Origin of the sequence: Streptomyces sp. NBC_00057, from assembly GCF_045041165.1 — a bacterium.
Lineage (GTDB): Bacteria > Actinomycetota > Actinomycetes > Streptomycetales > Streptomycetaceae > Streptomyces.
This window is the reverse complement of sequence record NZ_CP108256.1, coordinates 5,543,807-5,560,848: the sequence shown is the minus strand read 5'-3', so window position 1 is coordinate 5,560,848 and position 17,042 is coordinate 5,543,807. Positions and strand designations below refer to the sequence as shown.

Genomic DNA, 17,042 nt, shown 5'->3' with positions numbered 1-17,042 from the left:
CGCTGCGGGGCAGTTAGCTGTATGTACGGCGGTACGGCAACGAGGAGGTGGACCGGACTGTGTCGAGGGCAAGGGTGGCACGGCGGATCGCAGCAGGCGCGGCCTACGGCGGCGGCAGCATCGGGCTGCTCGGCGCGGCGGCGGTAGGCGTACTGCTGGCGGAGGTCCAGCTGGCGAAACGACAGGTGGGCGGCGGTATCGCACCGGTTCCGCCGAGCGCGGACGGGCGGTACGGGGTAGCGTTCACCGGCCCTGCGGACCCGTTGCGGCTGGGGTTGCTCGGTGATTCGACGGCGGCCGGGCAGGGGGTGCGCCGGGCCGGGCAGACACCGGGGGCGCTGCTCGCATCGGGGCTCGCGGCGGTGTCCGAGCGGCCGGTGGATCTGCGCACTGTGGCGCAGCCGGGCGCCCGGTCGGACGATCTGGAGCGGCAGGTATCGCTGCTGCTCGCCGACCCGTGCAGTACGCCCGACGTGTGCGTGATCATGATCGGGGCGAACGATGTGACGCATCGGATGCCCGCCACCCAGTCGGTGCGCTGTCTGACCACCGCCGTGCGCAGGCTGCGTACGACGGGTGCGGAGGTGGTGGTCGGCACGTGCCCGGATCTCGGCACGATCGAGCCGGTCTACCAGCCGCTGCGCTGGCTGGCCCGGCGGGTGAGCCGGCAGCTGGCGGCGGCCCAGACGATCGGTTCGGTGGAGCAGGGCGGGCGGACGGTGTCGCTGGGCGACCTGCTGGGGCCGGAGTTCGAGGCGAATCCGCGGGAGCTGTTCGGTCCGGACAACTACCACCCGTCGGCGGAGGGGTACGCCACGGCGGCGATGGCGGTCCTGCCCACGCTCTGTGCGGTGCTCGGGCTGTGGCCGGAGTCCGACCGTCTGGACGGGGCCCGGCGCGAGGACATGCTGCCGGTGGCCAAGGCGGCCTCCCAGGCGGCCAGGGAGGCCGGTACGGAGGTCACGGGGGCCCGGGCACCCTGGGCACTCCTCAAGCACCGCAGGCGGCGGCGTCTGCCCGCGGCCACGGAGCCCCATCCGCACCCGGAGACGCAGGGCGAGGCGCCCCCGGAGACGCTTGGGGAGCCGCACCTGGAGACGCGCGGGGAACCACAGGGGGACTCGCACGAGGAGGCATACAAGGACACACCCAAGGAGCCTTATGGAGAGTCGCACGGGGAGTCGCACAACCTGCCCGCCAATTGATCGACTGAGCGGTCGCTTAGAAAAGAGGTCGGCGTCACATGCGCTGCCCGGTGACCCAGCACCTACGTACAGGTAACTTCCAAGTCAGCACCTGCCAGAACCCGCCTTCCAGCCCTCATGGAGCCGCGTGATGCCCGAAGCCGTGATCGTCTCTGCTGCCCGTTCCCCCATCGGCCGGGCCTTCAAGGGTTCGCTGAAGGACCTGCGCGCGGACGACCTGACCGCCACGATCATCCAGACCGCGCTGGCCAAGGTGCCCGAGCTGGACCCGAAGGACATCGACGACCTGATGCTCGGCTGCGGCCTCCCCGGCGGCGAGCAGGGCAACAACCTGGGCCGCATCATCGCCGTACAGATGGGGATGGACCACCTTCCCGGCTGTACGGTCACCCGCTACTGCTCGTCCTCCCTCCAGACCAGCCGGATGGCGCTGCACGCCATCAAGGCCGGCGAGGGCGACGTCTTCGTCTCGGCCGGTGTCGAGATGGTGTCCCGCTTCGTGAAGGGCAACTCCGACAGCCTCCCGGACACGCACAACCCGCTGTTCGCCGACGCCGAGGCCCGCACCGCGGCCCGCGCCGAGCGGGGCGGCGACGACTGGCACGACCCGCGCGAGGACGGCCTGGCCCCGGACGCGTACATCGCGATGGGGCAGACCGCGGAGAACCTGGCCCGGCTCAAGGGCGTCACCCGCCAGGACATGGACGAGTTCGGCGTCCGCTCGCAGAACCTCGCCGAGGAAGCCATCAAGAACGGCTTCTGGGAGCGCGAGATCACCCCGGTCACCACCCCGGACGGCACGGTCGTCTCGAAGGACGACGGCCCGCGCGCGGGCGTCACCCTGGAGGGCGTGCAGGGCCTGAAGCCGGTCTTCCGCCCCGACGGCCTGGTCACCGCGGGCAACTGCTGCCCGCTCAACGACGGCGCCGCAGCGCTCGTGATCATGTCCGACACCAAGGCGCGCGAGCTGGGCCTGACCCCGCTGGCCCGGATCGTCTCGACCGGTGTCTCCGGCCTCTCCCCCGAGATCATGGGATACGGACCGGTGGAGGCCAGCAAGCAGGCGCTGAGGCGCGCCGGGCTGACCATCGAGGACATCGACCTGGCCGAGATCAACGAGGCGTTCGCCGCCCAGGTGATCCCCTCCTATCGCGACCTCGGCCTGCCGCTGGAGAAGGTCAACGTCAACGGCGGCGCCATCGCCGTCGGCCACCCCTTCGGCATGACCGGCGCCCGGATCACCGGCACGCTGATCAACAGCCTGCAGTTCCACGACAAGCAGTTCGGTCTGGAGACCATGTGCGTGGGCGGCGGCCAGGGCATGGCGATGGTCATCGAGCGGCTGAGCTGAGCTGCAGCGGAGGGTAGGGACCGCCTGAGGTACGAAGGCGGTCCCTACCCGCAGCGGAAGCGAAGCGAACGCGACCACAAGGCCGAGCGGCTGAGCTGAGCTGCAGCGGAGGGTAGGGACCGCCTGAGGTACGAAGGCGGCACCTGCCCGCAGCGGAAGCGAAGCGAACGCGACCACAAGGCCGGCGGCTGAGCCGACCCCGGCATAGCCGCCGACCGGTTCCCGACCGAGGGCATGGCCGGTTCCGAGCCCCGACCGTGACCGAATCTCCCCCAGGATGTGACCTATCTCCTGGGGGAGAGTCATTCCCGCAGGTCACACCCGTAGCAGGGTTAAACCCCAGACTCAAAGACATGTCCAATTCGTGACGTAATGCACTGACACCGGGCGCAGGTAGGGGACAAGCTGAGGTAGGAAGTCGGGGGATCGATTGAAACCGGGAGTATGTCAGTGAGCGCCATGTCTCTTGCCCTGTTGCTGACCACCGCCGCTGCCACGGCCGTCGGCGCCGCTGCTCTGCACGCTGCTCACGGGCTGCGCAAGCAGATCACGGCCCTTCGTACGGAGCTGGCCGTGGCCCGCGTCCACGGTGCCGCCGTGCCCGCGCAGGGCCGCAACGACGTGTCCCTCCCAGCCGCCGAGATACGCGCGGCCGTGGCCGAGGCGCTCGCCGAGGAGCGGGAGCGCGAGCTCGCCGAGGCCCGCGCCTTCTGGGCCACCCAGGAAGCGCGCGATGCCGCCGACGCCCCGTCCCTGCTGGGCGGACTCGCCGGGATCGGCGAGGACGCGCCGTTCTTCATGCCTCGCCAGGCCGACTTCGCGGGCCTTGAGGCGATGGACCTCGACGCCGCCGAGGCGCTCGAAGAGCTGACGGAGCTGGCCGAGCTGGCGGACATGACCGAGCTGCCCGAGACGGCGGAGTTCGCCGAGGACTCCCCCGAGCTGGCCGCGGCCCGGCGCCGTCACCCCTCACACCCCGACTTCATTCCGGTGCAGCCCCCGGTCGTCACCGACCACGAGCGCACCGTGAACCGCCTCGAAGAGCTCGCCGACAGCCGTACGGAACTCGCCGATGTGCGCCCCGGCCCGCTCGGCACCCTCGACGTCTATGTCTTCGCCGACGGCACCACGCTCTGTCTGACCCCCGGCCACCGCGAGACGGCCGAGCGCCTCGCCGAGTCTCTGCTCGCGGGTGAGCACCCGGTACTGCTGGGTGGCTCCGGCGTCTCCGGCGCGTACGCCCTGACCTTCTCCTGCGGCAAGGAGAACGTCTACATCCTCGCCGACCGCGTCATCGCCTCGTCCTAGCCCCCGGCACATCCGGGCAGAGCGGCTCTCGGGGCCCCTGCCCCCGGGCCACCGCCCGCCCGCCGCTACGCGAACGCCCGCGCAGCGGCCTCCGCCGCGAATTGCACGGCCTCGTCCAGCTCAGCCGACGGGGCCGTTTCCAGCGCCACCGCCAAGTCACGCCCCGCTACGGCAAGTTGGTCGCCGATCGCGAAGATCCCGGCGTCCGGCATGATCCGCGGTTCCCGGTCCGGCGCCTCGATGCGCTGGGCCCGCAGAGCCAATTCCCTGGCCGTGGCCAGCCCTTCTGCAGCCGCGCCGCGCTGCAGACGGCTCTGCGGCGCGGCGCGCAGCCGGTCGGCGAATCGGTCCACGGCGGTGATCAGCGGGGTCGTATCGAGCACTCCGCGACCCTACGCGCCCTCCCGGGATGGTTGCCAACGGGCCGTTGCTCGGGCACGGTGTCGGGAAGGACCAGCAACGCGCAATGCGTCAAAGGCGCCGATGTCCCAAGTCTTCTCCGAAGAGACCCATCGCAATCTGCTCTCCCGAATCCCCCGCTGCACCGGTCGTGAAGTCTCCGACTGGCTCCGCACCGTAGAGGAAGGCCCCGCTCTCCGCTTCGAGGAGAAGGTCAGCTGGCTGCGGAGCGAACACGACCTCGCCTACGGACACGCGAAGGCCCTCATCCACGAGTACGACCTGAGAAGGGCCGCGCGCAAGCTGCTCTAGGCACACGTGAGAAAGGGGAACGGCCCGCAGGCAGTGCCTGCGGGCCGTTCCGTTCCCGTTGCGGGGCGGTGCGTCAGTCGTCGCCGCTGAGGATGGAGAACAGACGCAGCATCTCCAGGTAGATCCACACCAGGGTCATGGTGAGGCCGAAGGCCGCCAGCCAGGACTCCTCGCGCGGGGCGCCGAACGCGATGCCGTCCTCGACCTGCTTGAAGTCCAGGGCCAGGAAGCACGCACCGAGGATGATCCCGATGACGCCGAAGAGGATGCCGAGGCCGCCGCTGCGGAGGCCCAGGCCGTCGCCGCCGCCGAAGACGGCGAACAGCATGTTGACCACCATCAGGAGCATGAAGCCCATGGCGGCGGCCATCACGAAGCCGTAGAAGCGGCGGGTGACGCGGATCCAGCGCATCTTGTACGCGAGAAGCACACCGGCGAAGACACACATGGTGCCCATCACCGCCTGCATCACGACGCCCGGCGCGATGTACGTGCTGACCGCGCTGGAGATCACTCCGAGGAAGACACCCTCGAAGGCCGCGTACGCGACGATCAGCGCCGGGACCGGCTTGCGCTTGAAGGACTGGACGAGCGACAGGACGAACGCCACCAGGGCGGCGCCGATCGCGATGCCGTAGGACTTGCCGAGGTTGGCCTCGTCGACCGGCAGCAGGGCCCAGGCGAACACGGCGCCGAGCACCACGGTGCCGAGCGTGAGCGCCGTGCGCGTGACGACGTCGTCGATCGTCATCGCACCGGAACGCGCCGGTGCCTGCGGGACGCCGTACTGGGTGTCCTGCTGGGCGTAGGGGTTAGTGGCGTACGGGTTGGCGGCGGTGCCCTGCGCGTACGGGTTGGCGCCCGCTGCGGGGGCCCCGGCCTGCGGCGCCGCGTTGAAGCCCGCGTATCCGTTGTCGCGGCTGAAGCCCCGTCGCGAGAAGACCGGGTTGCTGCTCCTCATCTCACTCCTCCATGGCCACCCTGCGTGGCCTTCCCACAAGAGTAATGGGTAGGCAAAAGAAACAGGCTCGTGCTTGGGGAGGATCTTTATGGAAGCCGGCGGCCGAGGCGCCGCCCGACCTGCACCCCCACAGGCGACCCGAACGAACCGCCCTGCAGGATCCCACCGGAGCCGGTGGCACACGGCCTGCCCGGGGCTGCGGACCGGCCGGGTGAGGGTGCCCGGTCCCGAAGCGGCTGCATGACGAGGTCCGTTTCAAGCGCCTGACCGTACGGGACCTCGAGGACCGCGTCCGGCACGCGACCGTCACGCCCTCCCGCCCGCTCAGCCTCATGCGCGAAGTGGTGCCCGGAACCGGACTCGAACCGGTACGCCCCCGAGGGGCAGCGAGGTTTAAGCTCGCCGTGTCTGCATTCCACCATCCGGGCCTGGCGCGCGGCTCCGCGTTGGCACATGACCCTATCCGGGGGCTTCCTCCGATCAGCGGGTCAGGGCGCGATGTTGTCTTATTTTATTGACTGTTTGAGGGGTCGTCAGCACTCGCGAGAGGGCATCGTCACATGCCTGGGCGGGGTAGCGGGCACGGCGACCGGTAATCCGGATTGACGTAAAGTCGCCGCACCCGGACGGCGCATTCGCCAGGCGCGGGCCAGTGATCGCCATGGGCATGCCACCCGGCCGGAACGGGGAGGGCCGTGCCGATGTCCTCAGGGTCGATGTCATACCGAAGGAGGACACCGGGGGCCCTCGGTGCGACTCAAGACGGCCACTGAAACGGGCAAAGGGTCTGACGACCTGCGGCAACACGGCCGTGACGATGGAGGAGTTCCGAACACACCCCCGGACGAAGCCCTCGGCCGGAGCCCCGAATCAGGAGATTCCCGTGACCACCACTTCCACCGCACACCGCGTCACCACGGTGGCTGCCCGCGCCACGGATCTGTCGAAGGTCTACGGAGAGGGCGAGACCAGGGTCACGGCCCTGGACCGGGTCTCCGTGGACTTCCCGCGGGGCGAGTTCACCGCGATCATGGGCCCGTCCGGCTCCGGCAAGTCCACGCTGATGCACTGCGTGGCCGGCCTCGACAGCTTCAGCAGCGGTTCGGTACGGATCGGTGAGACGGAGCTGGGCTCCCTGAAGGACAAGCAGCTCACCCAGCTCCGCCGGGACAAGATCGGCTTCATCTTCCAGGCGTTCAACCTGCTGCCGACCCTGACTGCGCAGGAGAACATCACGCTTCCCATGGACATCGCGGGCCGCAAGCCCGACGCCGAATGGATGCGCAAGGTCATCGACATGGTGGGCCTCTCCGACCGGCTGACCCACCGGCCGACCGAACTCTCCGGCGGCCAGCAGCAGCGCGTCGCGGTGGCCCGCGCCCTGGCCTCGCAGCCGGAGATCATCTTCGGTGACGAGCCGACCGGGAACCTGGACTCCCGCTCCGGCGCCGAGGTCCTCGGCTTCCTGCGCAACTCGGTGCGCGAGCTGGGGCAGACCGTGGTGATGGTCACCCACGACCCGGCGGCGGCCTCCTACGCGGACCGGGTCGTCTTCCTCGCGGACGGCCGGATCGTCGACCAGATGATGCACCCCACCGCGGACGGGGTCCTCGACCGGATGAAGGCGTTCGACGCCAAGGGCCGCACCAGCTGAGCCCGCCCGGCCGCCTCCGATCCCGCTTCCGGAACCCATCCCAGGACTGACAGACATGTTCCGTACCGCCCTGCGCAATGTGCTCGCGCACAAGGCCAGACTCCTGATGACCGTGCTCGCCGTCGTACTCGGCGTGGCCTTCGTCTCCGGCACCCTGGTCTTCACCGACACCCTCGGCAACGCCTTCCGCAACCAGTCGGCGAAGAGCTACGACGACGTCGCCGTCGCCGTCACCACCTACGCCGACCAGCGCGACGAGAAGACGCCCGCCATCACCGCCGCCACCCTGAAGAAGATCCAGGGCCTGGACGGCGTGGACACCGCCACCGGCCGGGTCTCCGGCTTCGCCGGGGTCGCCGACCCGGACGGCAAGCTGATCGGCAACGGCTGGTCCAACACCGGAGGGAACTACTCCCCCGGCAAGAACGGCAAGGACTCCGCGTACACCTTCGTCGACGGCAAGGGCCCGGACGCGGCCGACCGGATCGCACTCGACGAGCAGACCGCGAAAAAGGGCGAGTACCAGGTCGGTGACCGGGTGCGGGTCGCCACGAACGGACCGGTGAAGGAGTACACCCTCTCCGGTGTCTTCACCACCGAGGACGGCGCGGTCAACGCGGGCGGCAGCCTGGTCCTCTTCGACACCCCGGTCGCCCAGAAGCTCTACCTCAGGGCCGGTGAGTTCCAGGACGTCACCATCGCCGCAGCGGCCGGCGCCTCGGACCAGAAGCTGCTCGCCGAGGTGAAGCCGCTGCTACCCAAGGACGCCGAGGCCAGGACCGGCAAGGCCCTCGCCGATGAGCAGGCCAAGCAGATCGAGAGCGGTCTGAGCAACCTCAACGGGATGCTGCTCGCCTTCGCGGCGATCGCCCTCTTCGTCGGCATCTTCCTGATCGCCAACACCTTCACCATGCTGGTCGCCCAGCGCACCAAGGAGCTGGCCCTGATGCGCGCCGTCGGCGCCTCCCGTCGCCAGGTCAAGCGCTCCGTGCTCCTGGAGGCGGCGGTGGTCGGCGCGATCGCGTCGGTCGTCGGGTTCGTGCTCGGCCTCGGTCTCGCCACCGGACTGCGCTCCGCGATGAGCCTGTTCGGCGGGAACATCCCGGCCGGACCGCTGGTCATCTCGCCCACCCCGGTCGTTGCCGCGTTCGGCGTCGGCGTCCTGATCACCGTGCTGGCCGCCTGGCTGCCCGCCCGCCGGGCCGCGAAGATCCCGCCGGTAGCCGCGATGAGCAGCGTCCACGCGGTGGCGACCGTCAAGTCCCTGGTGCTGCGCAACTCGATCGGTGCGGTGCTCACCCTGCTCGGCGGCGTGGCGATCGTCGCAGGCGCGGCCAAGGCCGGATCGACCGGCCGGTACGTCGTCGGCTTCGGCGCGTTCCTCGCGCTGGTCGGTGTCATCGTGCTCATCCCGCTGCTGTCGCGGCCGGTGATCGCACTGGTCCGCCCGCTGCTGCAGCGTCTGTTCGGAGTCTCCGGCAAGCTGGCTGCGCAGAACGCGGTCCGTAACCCGCGGCGTACCGGAGCCACCGCCTCGGCGCTGGCGATCGGCCTCACCCTGGTCACCGGTATCTCGGTGCTGGGTGTCACCCTCGGCCAGGCGATCGACCGGGCCACGACGGACAACATCAAGGCCGACTACATGGTCTCGATGGCGAGCGGCAGGCCGCTCGACGAGTCGGCACTCACCGCCCTGGAAAAGGCCGACGGCGTCGTCGCGGTCTCGCCCCAGCAGGCCGCCTCCATAACGGTCAAGGACACGTATCACTCGGCCTCCGGAGTCACGCCGGGCGATGTCCAGAAGGTCTTCTCCGTGAAGACGGTCTCCGGTTCGCTGGACTCGCTGGGCAACGGCGAGATCGCCGTCGACGACAAGACCGCGAAGTCGAACGGCTGGAAGACCGGCGACACTCTGCCGGTGACGTACGAGGACGACAAGAAGGGCACCCTGAAGGTCGGCGCAATCTACGAGGAGAGCGAATTCCTCGCGTCGATCCTGATGCCCAAGAACATCGTGAACGCGCACCAGAGCTACCCGGAGATCCGCGAGATCTGGCTGAAGATGGACGGCGGCGCGTCGAAGGCCAATGAGCAGGCCGTGGTCGACGCCCTGGGAGACAACCCGGCGATGTCCGTCATGGACCAAAAGGACATCAGGAACACGTTCGGCGGCTTCATCAACCAGGCCCTGAACATCATGTACGGACTGCTGGCGATGGCCCTGATCATCGCGGTGCTCGGGGTCGTCAACACCCTGGCCATGTCGGTCTTCGAGCGTCAGCAGGAGATCGGCATGCTGCGGGCGATCGGCCTGGACCGGCGCAGGGTGAAGCGCATGATCCGGCTGGAGGCCGTGGTCATCTCGCTCTTCGGTGCGCTGGTCGGTGTCGGGCTCGGCATGTTCCTCGGCTGGGCGGTCGGCGAGACCATCGCGTCGTCGATCCCGGACTACACGCTGGTCATCCCGTGGGACCGGATCGCGCTCTTCCTGGCGCTGGCAGGACTGGTGGGTGTGCTGGCCGCGCTCTGGCCGGCCCGCAGCGCCGCGAAGCTGAACATGCTGACGGCGATCAAGACCGAGTAGCGGTCGGCACCGGGACACAACGGCAGAGGGCCGGTACGCGCAGTCTGGAGCTGCGGGTACCGGCCCTCGGTCCGTCCCGGTGTCAGCCGGTCGCCGATGCCTTCCAGTCGCGCGCCCGCAGCGGCATGCGGGCGGCCCCGCCCTGTGCCGGGCGCACCACGAGGATCTGGTTGACGCCGATCTTGTTGTGTTCGAAGGAGAGGGCGGAGGCGGCCATGTAGAGGCGCCAGACCCTGGCCCGTCCCGGCGAGGTCATCCGGACCGCCCGGTCCCAGTTCTTCTCCAGGTTGGTGACCCAACTGCGCAGGGTCAGTGCGTAGTGTTCGCGGATCGACTCGACGTCACGTGCCTCGAAGCCGGCTTCCTCGAGGGTGGCCACGGTCCGTCCCACCGGGGCCAGTTCGCCGTCCGGGAAGACATAGGCGTCGATGAACTCGTCCACGTGGTATGCGGACTCGTCCTTCTCGGGGCGGCGGGCGATCTGGTGGTTGAGCAGCCGGCCGCCGGGCTTGAGGAGTGCGTAGAGGTCGTCGGCGTATTCGCGGAAGCGGACCGAGCCGACATGTTCCGCCATGCCGATGGACGAGATGGCGTCGTACGGGCCGTCCCTGACGTCCCGGTAGTCCTGGACCCGGATCTCGATCCGGTCGGTCAGGCCCTCTTCCGCGATGCGCTTCCTGGCGTAGGCGGCCTGTGCGACGGAGAGGGTCACTCCGGTGACCCGGGCACCGTACTCGCGGGCCGCGTGGATGGCCATGGAGCCCCAGCCGCAGCCGACGTCGAGAAGGCGGTCGCCCTCCTTCAGCGCGAGCTTGCGGCAGACCAGGTCGAGCTTGTCGCACTGGGCGTCCTCGAGATTCCCGTCGTCCTCCCAGTAGGCGCAGGAGTAGACCATGGACGGGCCGAGGACCAGTTCGTAGAAGTCATTGCCCACGTCGTAGTGGTGGCTGATGGCCTCCTTGTCGCGGCGCTTGGTGTGGAGGGTGCCGGTGCGGCGGCGTACCTCCTCGGGTGGCGGGGTCGGCGGGAGCCAGGGGCCGGCGAGCTGCAACAGCCCTTTGGCGAAGGCCCGCACCTTCGGGTCGCGGACCGGGTGGACGCTGTCCTTGGCCTCCACGCCCCGGTCCCAGATCAGCGAGGCCATCAGATCCAGGGCCTCGTACAGATCACCTTCGATGTCGAGTTCGCCCGCCACCCAGGCGCGGGCCAGGCCCAGCTCACCCGGTTTCCAGAGCAGTCGGCGCAGCGCGCGGCGGCTGTGGACGACGAGGACGGGGGCACCGGGCGGTCCGGATTCGCTGCCGTCCCAGGCCCGGATACGGACCGACAGCTTTTCTCCTAGCAACTCCTCGGCGAGAGCGGTCAGCCGCAATGCGGCGTCTGCCATGGCGCACACCTCCGTGATGGTGTTCCCAATGTGCCCAAACATGTCCAAACATGCCTGCAACCACGCCGAGCACCCGCGGCGCCACGGCGAGGTACTACACCGTCAACAGTCTGCGGAGCGCACACCATCCCGCTACAGCGCAACGGAACGACAAAATATCTGCACGACACACGTATCTGTTGATGCGCCGTCATCGGCGCCCCGTCACGCGGCGGCCGGACACGCCGAAGGGGCCGCCCGCACCACGGATGGCGGACGGCCCCTTCGGGCGTTGTGCACGTACTGCGCGGGCGAGTGGACCCGCGGGCGGACTAGGAGGCCTTGGCCTTCTCGCCCTCGGCCTTGGCGGCGGCCGGTGCCGGGGCCGGCTTGGCGGCCTCGTAGAACTCCTCGCGCGGCGTCTCCATGGCGCCGAGAGAGACGACCTCGCGCTTGAGGAACATCGCAAGGGTCCAGTCGGCGAAGATCCGGATCTTACGGTTCCAGGTCGGCATCGCCAGACCGTGGTAGCCACGGTGCATGTACCAGGCGAGACGGCCCTTGAGCTTGATCTTCATCTTGCCCATGACGATCATCGCAACGCCCTTGTGCAGCCCCAGACCGGCGACCGCACCCTTGTTGGCGTGGCTGTATTCCTTCTGCGGGAAGCCGCGCATCCCGGAGATGACGTTGTCACCGAGGACCTTGGCCTGACGCAGCGCGTGCTGGGCGTTCGGCGGGCACCAGGCGTTCGGGTTGCCGGCCCTGCGGCCGACCATGTCCGGGACCTGGGCGTTGTCGCCCGCGGCCCAGATGTAGTCGGTGCCCTGCACCTGGAGCTTCTCGGAGGTGTCCACGTGACCGCGCGGACCGAGCGGCAGACCGAAGCGGGCCAGCGCCGGGTTCGGCTTCACGCCGGCCGTCCACACGATCGTGTTGGAGTCGACCTCGAGGCCGTTCTTCAGCACGACATGACCGTCGACGCAGGAGTCCATGGAGGTCGAGAGGAAGACCTCGACGCCCCGGGACTCCAGGTGCTCCCGGCCCCAGGTGCCCAACTTCGGGCCGACCTCGGGAAGGATCTTGTCGGCGGCGTCGACGAGGATGAAGCGCATGTCCTCGCGCTTCACGTTCGTGTAGTACTTCGCCGCGTCGCGGGCCATGTCCTCGACCTCGCCGATGGTCTCCGCACCGGCGAACCCGCCGCCCACGAAGACGAACGTCAACGCCCGGCGACGGACGTCCTCATCGGTCGTCGAGTCGGCCTTGTCCAACTGCTCGAGGACGTGGTTGCGCAGGCCGATGGCCTCCTCGATGCCCTTCATACCGATGCCCTGTTCGGCGAGGCCGGGGATCGGGAAGGTGCGGGAGACCGCGCCCATCGCGATGACCAGGTAGTCGAAGGGCAGCTCGTAGGCCTCGCCGACGAGCGGCGCGACCGTGGCGACCTTGCGGTCCTGATCGATGGTCGTGACGCGGCCGGTGAGAACCTCGGCCTTCGGCAGTACGCGTCGCAGCGGGACGACGACATGCCGAGGCGAGATGCTGCCGGCGGCGGCTTCGGGGAGGAAGGGCTGGTAGGTCATGTACGACCGGGGGTCGACGACCGTGACGGTCGCCTCGCCGTAGCGCATCTTCTTGAGAATGCGCCGAGCTGCGTACAGGCCTACGTACCCACCGCCTACTACGAGGATCCTGGGACGCTCCGTGGTGCTCATGCCATCGAGTATCCACCCCCCTCCGAGGGCATGCTCGTGAGCCCCTTCACAAGGTTTGGCCCACCCTCTGCTACACTTCGCCGCCCGCGTGACCGAGGTCATGACACCGGAGGGGAACCACGGTGTGGCGGCGAACGTTACTCACCGCCTGTGAGCTGGCCCTTGGGCCTCCGAGCCGGGTGAACCACCGCTCCGATTCACACGCCGGCAACGCATCCGGAACAGTCCCGTATCGACGCGGAACGCCCCCGCGAGCGACCCTGGATGCCCATACGGACCAGAACTGCCCCCCGCGGGGCCGAATTCCTTGTGAAGAAGTTCACGAACTTCGTTGCGACGTGTCCCTCGAGGCACCCCCCGAGTGGCCCACGAAGGCTCAAAAGTGCAGGCCGGAGTGCGCATGAGCACCGTTCTCGCACCCTGGGGGAGGCCCCCTGCGCGCCTCCTCCGCACGAGCGGACCTACGCGATCGACCAGCCGATTCCGTCGAGGATGTCGTGCTCGCTGACGACGATCTCCTGGGCCCCGGTCCGCTTCATCACGGCGAGCAGGATCAGCGCTCCCGAGGTGATCACATCGACCCGTCCCGGATGCATCGCACCGATCGCGGCACGCTCGGCGTGGGTGGAGGTGAGGAGCCGTCCGGTGATCTCCTGGACCTGGTCGAGGGAGATCCGGGAGTGGTGGATCGCCTCGGAGTCGTACACGTCCAGCCCCAGGGCGATCGCGGCGACCGTGGTGACCGTCCCGGCGAGGCCGACGAGGGTGGCGGCCCCGGTGAGCGGGACGCTCTCCTCGGCGAGATCGAGGGCGGCGTCGATGTCGGCGCGGATCGCGGTGATCTGACCGGGGGTCGGCGGATCGCTCACGACACCGTCGTGCACGAGATGCCGCTCGGTCATCCGTACGCAGCCGATGTCCACGGACCGCGCGGCCCGCACATGGTCGTCGCCGACGACGAACTCGGTGGAGCCGCCGCCGATGTCCACGACGAGATACGGCTTCGCGAGGTGATCTCGGCCCGCGAGCTCCTTGGTGGCGCCGGTGAAGGAGAACTCCGCCTCCTGGTCGCCGCTGATCACCTCGGGCTCGACGCCCAGGATGTCCAGCACGCCGCGGACGAACTCGTCCCTGTTCTCCGCGTCGCGGGAGGCGGAGGTGGCGACGAAGCGTATCTTCTGCGCCCCGTGCTCCTTGATCACCTCCGCGTACTGGCGGCATGCGGCGAACGTCCGCTCCAGGGCCTCGGGCGCGAGCCGGCCGGTGCGGTCGACGCCCTGGCCGAGGCGGACGATCTCCATCCGGCGGTCGAGCTCGACGAGCTCACCGGTGGACGGGTCCGCGTCGGCGACGAGCAGACGGATGGAGTTGGTACCGCAGTCGATGGCGGCCACGCGAGTCATGAATGCTCCTGTGGAATCAAGCCCCTCCGGCGATCGAGGAGCGGGGTCCGGGGACGGAGCCCCCGGGAACGGTCAGGCCTCGTCGCCCGCGTCCTCGGACTGGCAGGGCGTCACGCACGGCCCCTTGCGCCACCACTCCGGCAGCATCGCGATCGCCTCGTCGCCGAGCGGGTTCACCCCGGGCCCCGCGGCCAGCGAGTGCCCGACCAGCACGTGCAGGCACTTCACCCGGTCCGGCATGCCCCCCGCACTCGGGAAGCCCTCAAGGACCTCGATGGCATCGCGCCGGGCGATGTAGTCCTCGTGCGCGGCCCGGTACGCGGCGGCCAGCTCGGGGTCCGTACCGAGGCGCTCGGTCATCTCCTTCATGACGCCGTTCGCCTCCAGCGTGCCGATCGCGGACGCGGCACGCGGGCACGTCAGGTAGTACGTCGTCGGGAACGGCGTACCGTCCTCCAGCCGGGGCTGCGTCTCGACCACGTCCGGGTTGCCGCACGGGCAGCGGTGCGCGATCGCGCGCAGCCCGCGCGGCGGGCGGCCCAGCTGCTGCTGGAACGCGGCGATGTCCGCCTCGGTGGGCGCGGTGGACTCGGTCTGCGGAGGGGGGGTTTCCATGCCTGCCTAGGTTCTGATCGGGCTGCTCGAACTGCGGTTCTGCAGATGGATGAAGAGAGTCAGTCGCGGTCGGCGCTGTCGACGCCGTCCCAGAGGTTGGAGTGCCACGGCCGGCCGGACTCGTCCGTCTCGCCGTTGCGCTCCTTGACCGCGTCGGGGTCGATCACCGTGTAACCGGTCTCCCCGGGGAGAAGGTAGTGCAGGTGCGTGCGGGCCAGCTGCCTGATGTACGCATCGTCCTGGAGGCGCGCCTTCTCGTCGCGCAGCTCCTCGGTGCGGGCCGCGGCCTCCTGCGCCATACGCTCCTGGTCGGCGATCTCGTCCCGCTGCGACACGTACTGCCGCATCGGGTACGCCAGCGCGACCACCAGGGAGCAGACGACGAGGGCGAGGAAGGCCGCCCGGCCGGTGAGCCGGGAGCGGCGGGCCTGACGCCGGTTCTGCGACCGGTAGACGCGGGCGGCGGTCTGCTCGCCGAGCAGCCGCAGCCGGGTCGCGGTGGAGAACCGGTCCCGGTCCTTCGCGGCCATGTCTCCGCCTCCCCATTACGCACGTCCGTCCCCGCACACGGTACGGGACCGAGTGCGGGGACGGACGGAGGCCGGGGCCTTCGGCCCTCGAAGGGCCGGTGCTCAGCCCTTGAAACGCGGGAACGCCGAGCGGCCCGCGTACACCGCGGCGTCGTCGAGGATCTCCTCGATGCGCAGCAGCTGGTTGTACTTGGCGACGCGGTCCGAGCGGGCCGGGGCGCCGGTCTTGATCTGACCGCAGTTCACCGCGACGGCGAGGTCGGCGATGGTGACGTCCTCGGTCTCGCCGGAGCGGTGGGACATCATGCACTTGAAGCCGTTGCGCTGGGCCAGCTCGACGGCGTCCAGGGTCTCGGTCAGCGAACCGATCTGGTTGACCTTGACGAGCAGGGCGTTGGCGGAGCCCTCCTCGATGCCGCGGGCCAGACGCTCCGGGTTGGTGACGAACAGGTCGTCGCCGACGATCTGCACCTTGGCGCCGAGCTTCTGGGTGATGACGTTCCAGCCGGCCCAGTCGTCCTCGTACAGCGGGTCCTCGATGGAGACCAGCGGGTACGCGGAGACGAGCTCCTCGTAGTACTCGGTCATCTCGGCGGCCGAGCGGGACTTGCCCTCGAACTCGTACTTGCCGTCCTTGTAGAACTCGGACGCGGCGACGTCGAGCGCGAGCGCGATGTCCTTGCCCGGGGCGTAGCCGGCTTCCTTGATGGCCTCGAGGATGAGGTCGAGGGCGGCGCGGTTCGACTCCAGGTTCGGCGCGAAGCCGCCCTCGTCGCCGAGACCGGTCGAAAGACCCTTGGTCTTCAGGACCTTCTTCAGCGTGTGGTAGACCTCGGCGCCCCAGCGCAGGGCCTCGGAGAAGGACTCCGCGCCGATCGGGGCGATCATGAACTCCTGGATGTCCACGTTGGAGTCGGCGTGCGACCCACCGTTGAGGATGTTCATCATCGGGACGGGCAGCAGGTGCGCGTTCGGGCCACCGAGGTAGCGGAACAGCGGCAGGTCCGAGGCCTCGGAGGCGGCGTGGGCGACGGCCAGCGAGACGCCGAGGATGGCGTTGGCGCCGAGCGAACCCTTGTTCTCGGTGGCGTCCAGGTCGAACATCGCCTGGTCGATCAGTCGCTGCTCCGTCGCGTCGTAGCCGACGAGCTCCGGGCCGATCTGCTCGATCACGGCGAGGACGGCCTTCTCGACGCCCTTGCCCTGGTAACGGTTGGGGTCACCGTCGCGAAGCTCAATGGCCTCGAACGCACCGGTGGAGGCGCCGGACGGCACGGCAGCACGACCCGTGCTGCCGTCGTCGAGGCCAACCTCGACCTCGACCGTGGGGTTCCCCCGGGAGTCGAGGATTTCCCGGGCTACGACGACGTCGATGGACGGCACGAGGCATCTCCTTCTGGGATATGACACTGGTTGTGCAGGGTCACTTTGGCCTTGCGACAAGAGCCTAACCGGCCCGGCCCGCTCAGTCGGACGACCGCCCGCCCCCTGGGACGAAAAAGGGCCCAAGAGCGCGCATCGCCGGGCAAACGGTCAGAATTTTACTGGCCAGTAACTACAACAGTTGAACGATCACCCATAGTCGGCACTCCCAGTGCGACAGACGGCGCTCCCCCTATATAGGGATGACGCACAT

The 17,042-nt window shown here is 69.2% G+C and carries 14 protein-coding genes and 1 tRNA gene; 6 read left to right on the top strand and 9 right to left on the bottom strand.

The window, feature by feature from the left end:
- Positions 1-74: 74 nt before the first annotated feature.
- The 3 genes from OG953_RS26195 (at position 75) to OG953_RS26185 (ending at position 3,864) form a co-directional block, all read left to right on the top strand.
- Complete coding sequence (locus OG953_RS26195; RefSeq protein ID WP_405692070.1) at positions 75-1,205, top strand: SGNH/GDSL hydrolase family protein; 1,131 nt, start codon at positions 75-77, stop codon at positions 1,203-1,205.
- Positions 1,206-1,335: 130 nt separating this feature from the next.
- Positions 1,336-2,556: an acetyl-CoA C-acetyltransferase gene (locus tag OG953_RS26190; protein ID WP_405687292.1), complete on the top strand. Its 1,221-nt coding sequence runs from the start codon at positions 1,336-1,338 to the stop codon at positions 2,554-2,556.
- Between the two features lie 444 nt (positions 2,557-3,000).
- Entirely contained in the window at positions 3,001-3,864 is an 864-nt protein-coding gene (locus OG953_RS26185) for a hypothetical protein (protein WP_405687291.1), read from the top strand.
- A 65-nt stretch (positions 3,865-3,929) separates the two neighbouring features.
- On the opposite strand, the gene OG953_RS26180 is transcribed toward OG953_RS26185, so the two are convergent.
- Complete coding sequence (locus OG953_RS26180) at positions 3,930-4,247, bottom strand: hypothetical protein (RefSeq protein ID WP_405687289.1); 318 nt, start codon at positions 4,245-4,247, stop codon at positions 3,930-3,932.
- A gap of 100 nt (positions 4,248-4,347) precedes the next feature.
- Here OG953_RS26180 and OG953_RS26175 point away from each other — a divergent pair, with 100 nt between their 5' ends.
- Positions 4,348-4,575 (top strand): DUF4287 domain-containing protein, encoded by a 228-nt coding sequence (locus tag OG953_RS26175; protein WP_266361054.1) that lies wholly within the window; start codon positions 4,348-4,350, stop codon positions 4,573-4,575.
- A 73-nt stretch (positions 4,576-4,648) separates the two neighbouring features.
- On the opposite strand, the gene OG953_RS26170 is transcribed toward OG953_RS26175, so the two are convergent.
- Positions 4,649-5,536, bottom strand: a complete 888-nt coding sequence (locus tag OG953_RS26170) for a Bax inhibitor-1/YccA family protein (protein WP_405687287.1) — start codon at positions 5,534-5,536, stop codon at positions 4,649-4,651.
- A 342-nt stretch (positions 5,537-5,878) separates the two neighbouring features.
- Positions 5,879-5,964, bottom strand: a tRNA-Leu gene (locus tag OG953_RS26165).
- Between the two features lie 455 nt (positions 5,965-6,419).
- Here OG953_RS26165 and OG953_RS26160 point away from each other — a divergent pair.
- Positions 6,420-7,190, top strand: a complete 771-nt coding sequence (locus OG953_RS26160) for an ABC transporter ATP-binding protein (RefSeq protein WP_405687286.1) — start codon at positions 6,420-6,422, stop codon at positions 7,188-7,190.
- A 55-nt stretch (positions 7,191-7,245) separates the two neighbouring features.
- A complete protein-coding gene (locus OG953_RS26155) occupies positions 7,246-9,774 on the top strand; it encodes an ABC transporter permease (RefSeq protein ID WP_405687285.1) in 2,529 nt (842 codons plus the stop codon).
- An 82-nt stretch (positions 9,775-9,856) separates the two neighbouring features.
- On the opposite strand, the gene OG953_RS26150 is transcribed toward OG953_RS26155, so the two are convergent.
- The 6 genes from OG953_RS26150 to eno all read right to left on the bottom strand — a co-directional run bounded on the left by OG953_RS26150 (position 9,857) and on the right by eno (position 16,789).
- Complete coding sequence (locus OG953_RS26150; RefSeq protein WP_405687283.1) at positions 9,857-11,161, bottom strand: class I SAM-dependent methyltransferase; 1,305 nt, start codon at positions 11,159-11,161, stop codon at positions 9,857-9,859.
- Between the two features lie 311 nt (positions 11,162-11,472).
- Entirely contained in the window at positions 11,473-12,858 is a 1,386-nt protein-coding gene (locus OG953_RS26145; protein ID WP_114244909.1) for an NAD(P)/FAD-dependent oxidoreductase, read from the bottom strand.
- A gap of 461 nt (positions 12,859-13,319) precedes the next feature.
- Positions 13,320-14,261 (bottom strand): Ppx/GppA phosphatase family protein, encoded by a 942-nt coding sequence (locus OG953_RS26140; protein ID WP_266361037.1) that lies wholly within the window; start codon positions 14,259-14,261, stop codon positions 13,320-13,322.
- Positions 14,262-14,333: 72 nt separating this feature from the next.
- Positions 14,334-14,876, bottom strand: coding sequence for a DUF501 domain-containing protein (locus OG953_RS26135; protein ID WP_405687282.1), 543 nt, complete (start codon positions 14,874-14,876; stop codon positions 14,334-14,336).
- 59 nt (positions 14,877-14,935) lie between these two features.
- Positions 14,936-15,406, bottom strand: coding sequence for a septum formation initiator family protein (locus OG953_RS26130; protein ID WP_405687281.1), 471 nt, complete (start codon positions 15,404-15,406; stop codon positions 14,936-14,938).
- A gap of 102 nt (positions 15,407-15,508) precedes the next feature.
- Positions 15,509-16,789, bottom strand: coding sequence for a phosphopyruvate hydratase (gene eno / locus OG953_RS26125; protein WP_030926869.1), 1,281 nt, complete (start codon positions 16,787-16,789; stop codon positions 15,509-15,511).
- Positions 16,790-17,042: the final 253 nt, after the last annotated feature.

What these genes read in the sequence shown, in the direction of transcription:
- OG953_RS26145 (WP_114244909.1), bottom strand. Translation starts at nt 12,858, where the DNA reads ATGAGCACCACGGAGCGTCCCAGGATCCTCGTAGTAGGCGGTGGGTAC.
- OG953_RS26155 (WP_405687285.1), top strand. Translation starts at nt 7,246, where the DNA reads ATGTTCCGTACCGCCCTGCGCAATGTGCTCGCGCACAAGGCCAGACTC.
- OG953_RS26130 (WP_405687281.1), bottom strand. Translation starts at nt 15,406, where the DNA reads ATGGCCGCGAAGGACCGGGACCGGTTCTCCACCGCGACCCGGCTGCGG.
- OG953_RS26140 (WP_266361037.1), bottom strand. Translation starts at nt 14,261, where the DNA reads ATGACTCGCGTGGCCGCCATCGACTGCGGTACCAACTCCATCCGTCTG.
- OG953_RS26185 (WP_405687291.1), top strand. Translation starts at nt 3,001, where the DNA reads ATGTCAGTGAGCGCCATGTCTCTTGCCCTGTTGCTGACCACCGCCGCT.
- OG953_RS26150 (WP_405687283.1), bottom strand. Translation starts at nt 11,161, where the DNA reads ATGGCAGACGCCGCATTGCGGCTGACCGCTCTCGCCGAGGAGTTGCTA.
- OG953_RS26170 (WP_405687287.1), bottom strand. Translation starts at nt 5,536, where the DNA reads ATGAGGAGCAGCAACCCGGTCTTCTCGCGACGGGGCTTCAGCCGCGAC.
- OG953_RS26190 (WP_405687292.1), top strand. Translation starts at nt 1,336, where the DNA reads ATGCCCGAAGCCGTGATCGTCTCTGCTGCCCGTTCCCCCATCGGCCGG.
- OG953_RS26135 (WP_405687282.1), bottom strand. Translation starts at nt 14,876, where the DNA reads ATGGAAACCCCCCCTCCGCAGACCGAGTCCACCGCGCCCACCGAGGCG.
- OG953_RS26175 (WP_266361054.1), top strand. Translation starts at nt 4,348, where the DNA reads ATGTCCCAAGTCTTCTCCGAAGAGACCCATCGCAATCTGCTCTCCCGA.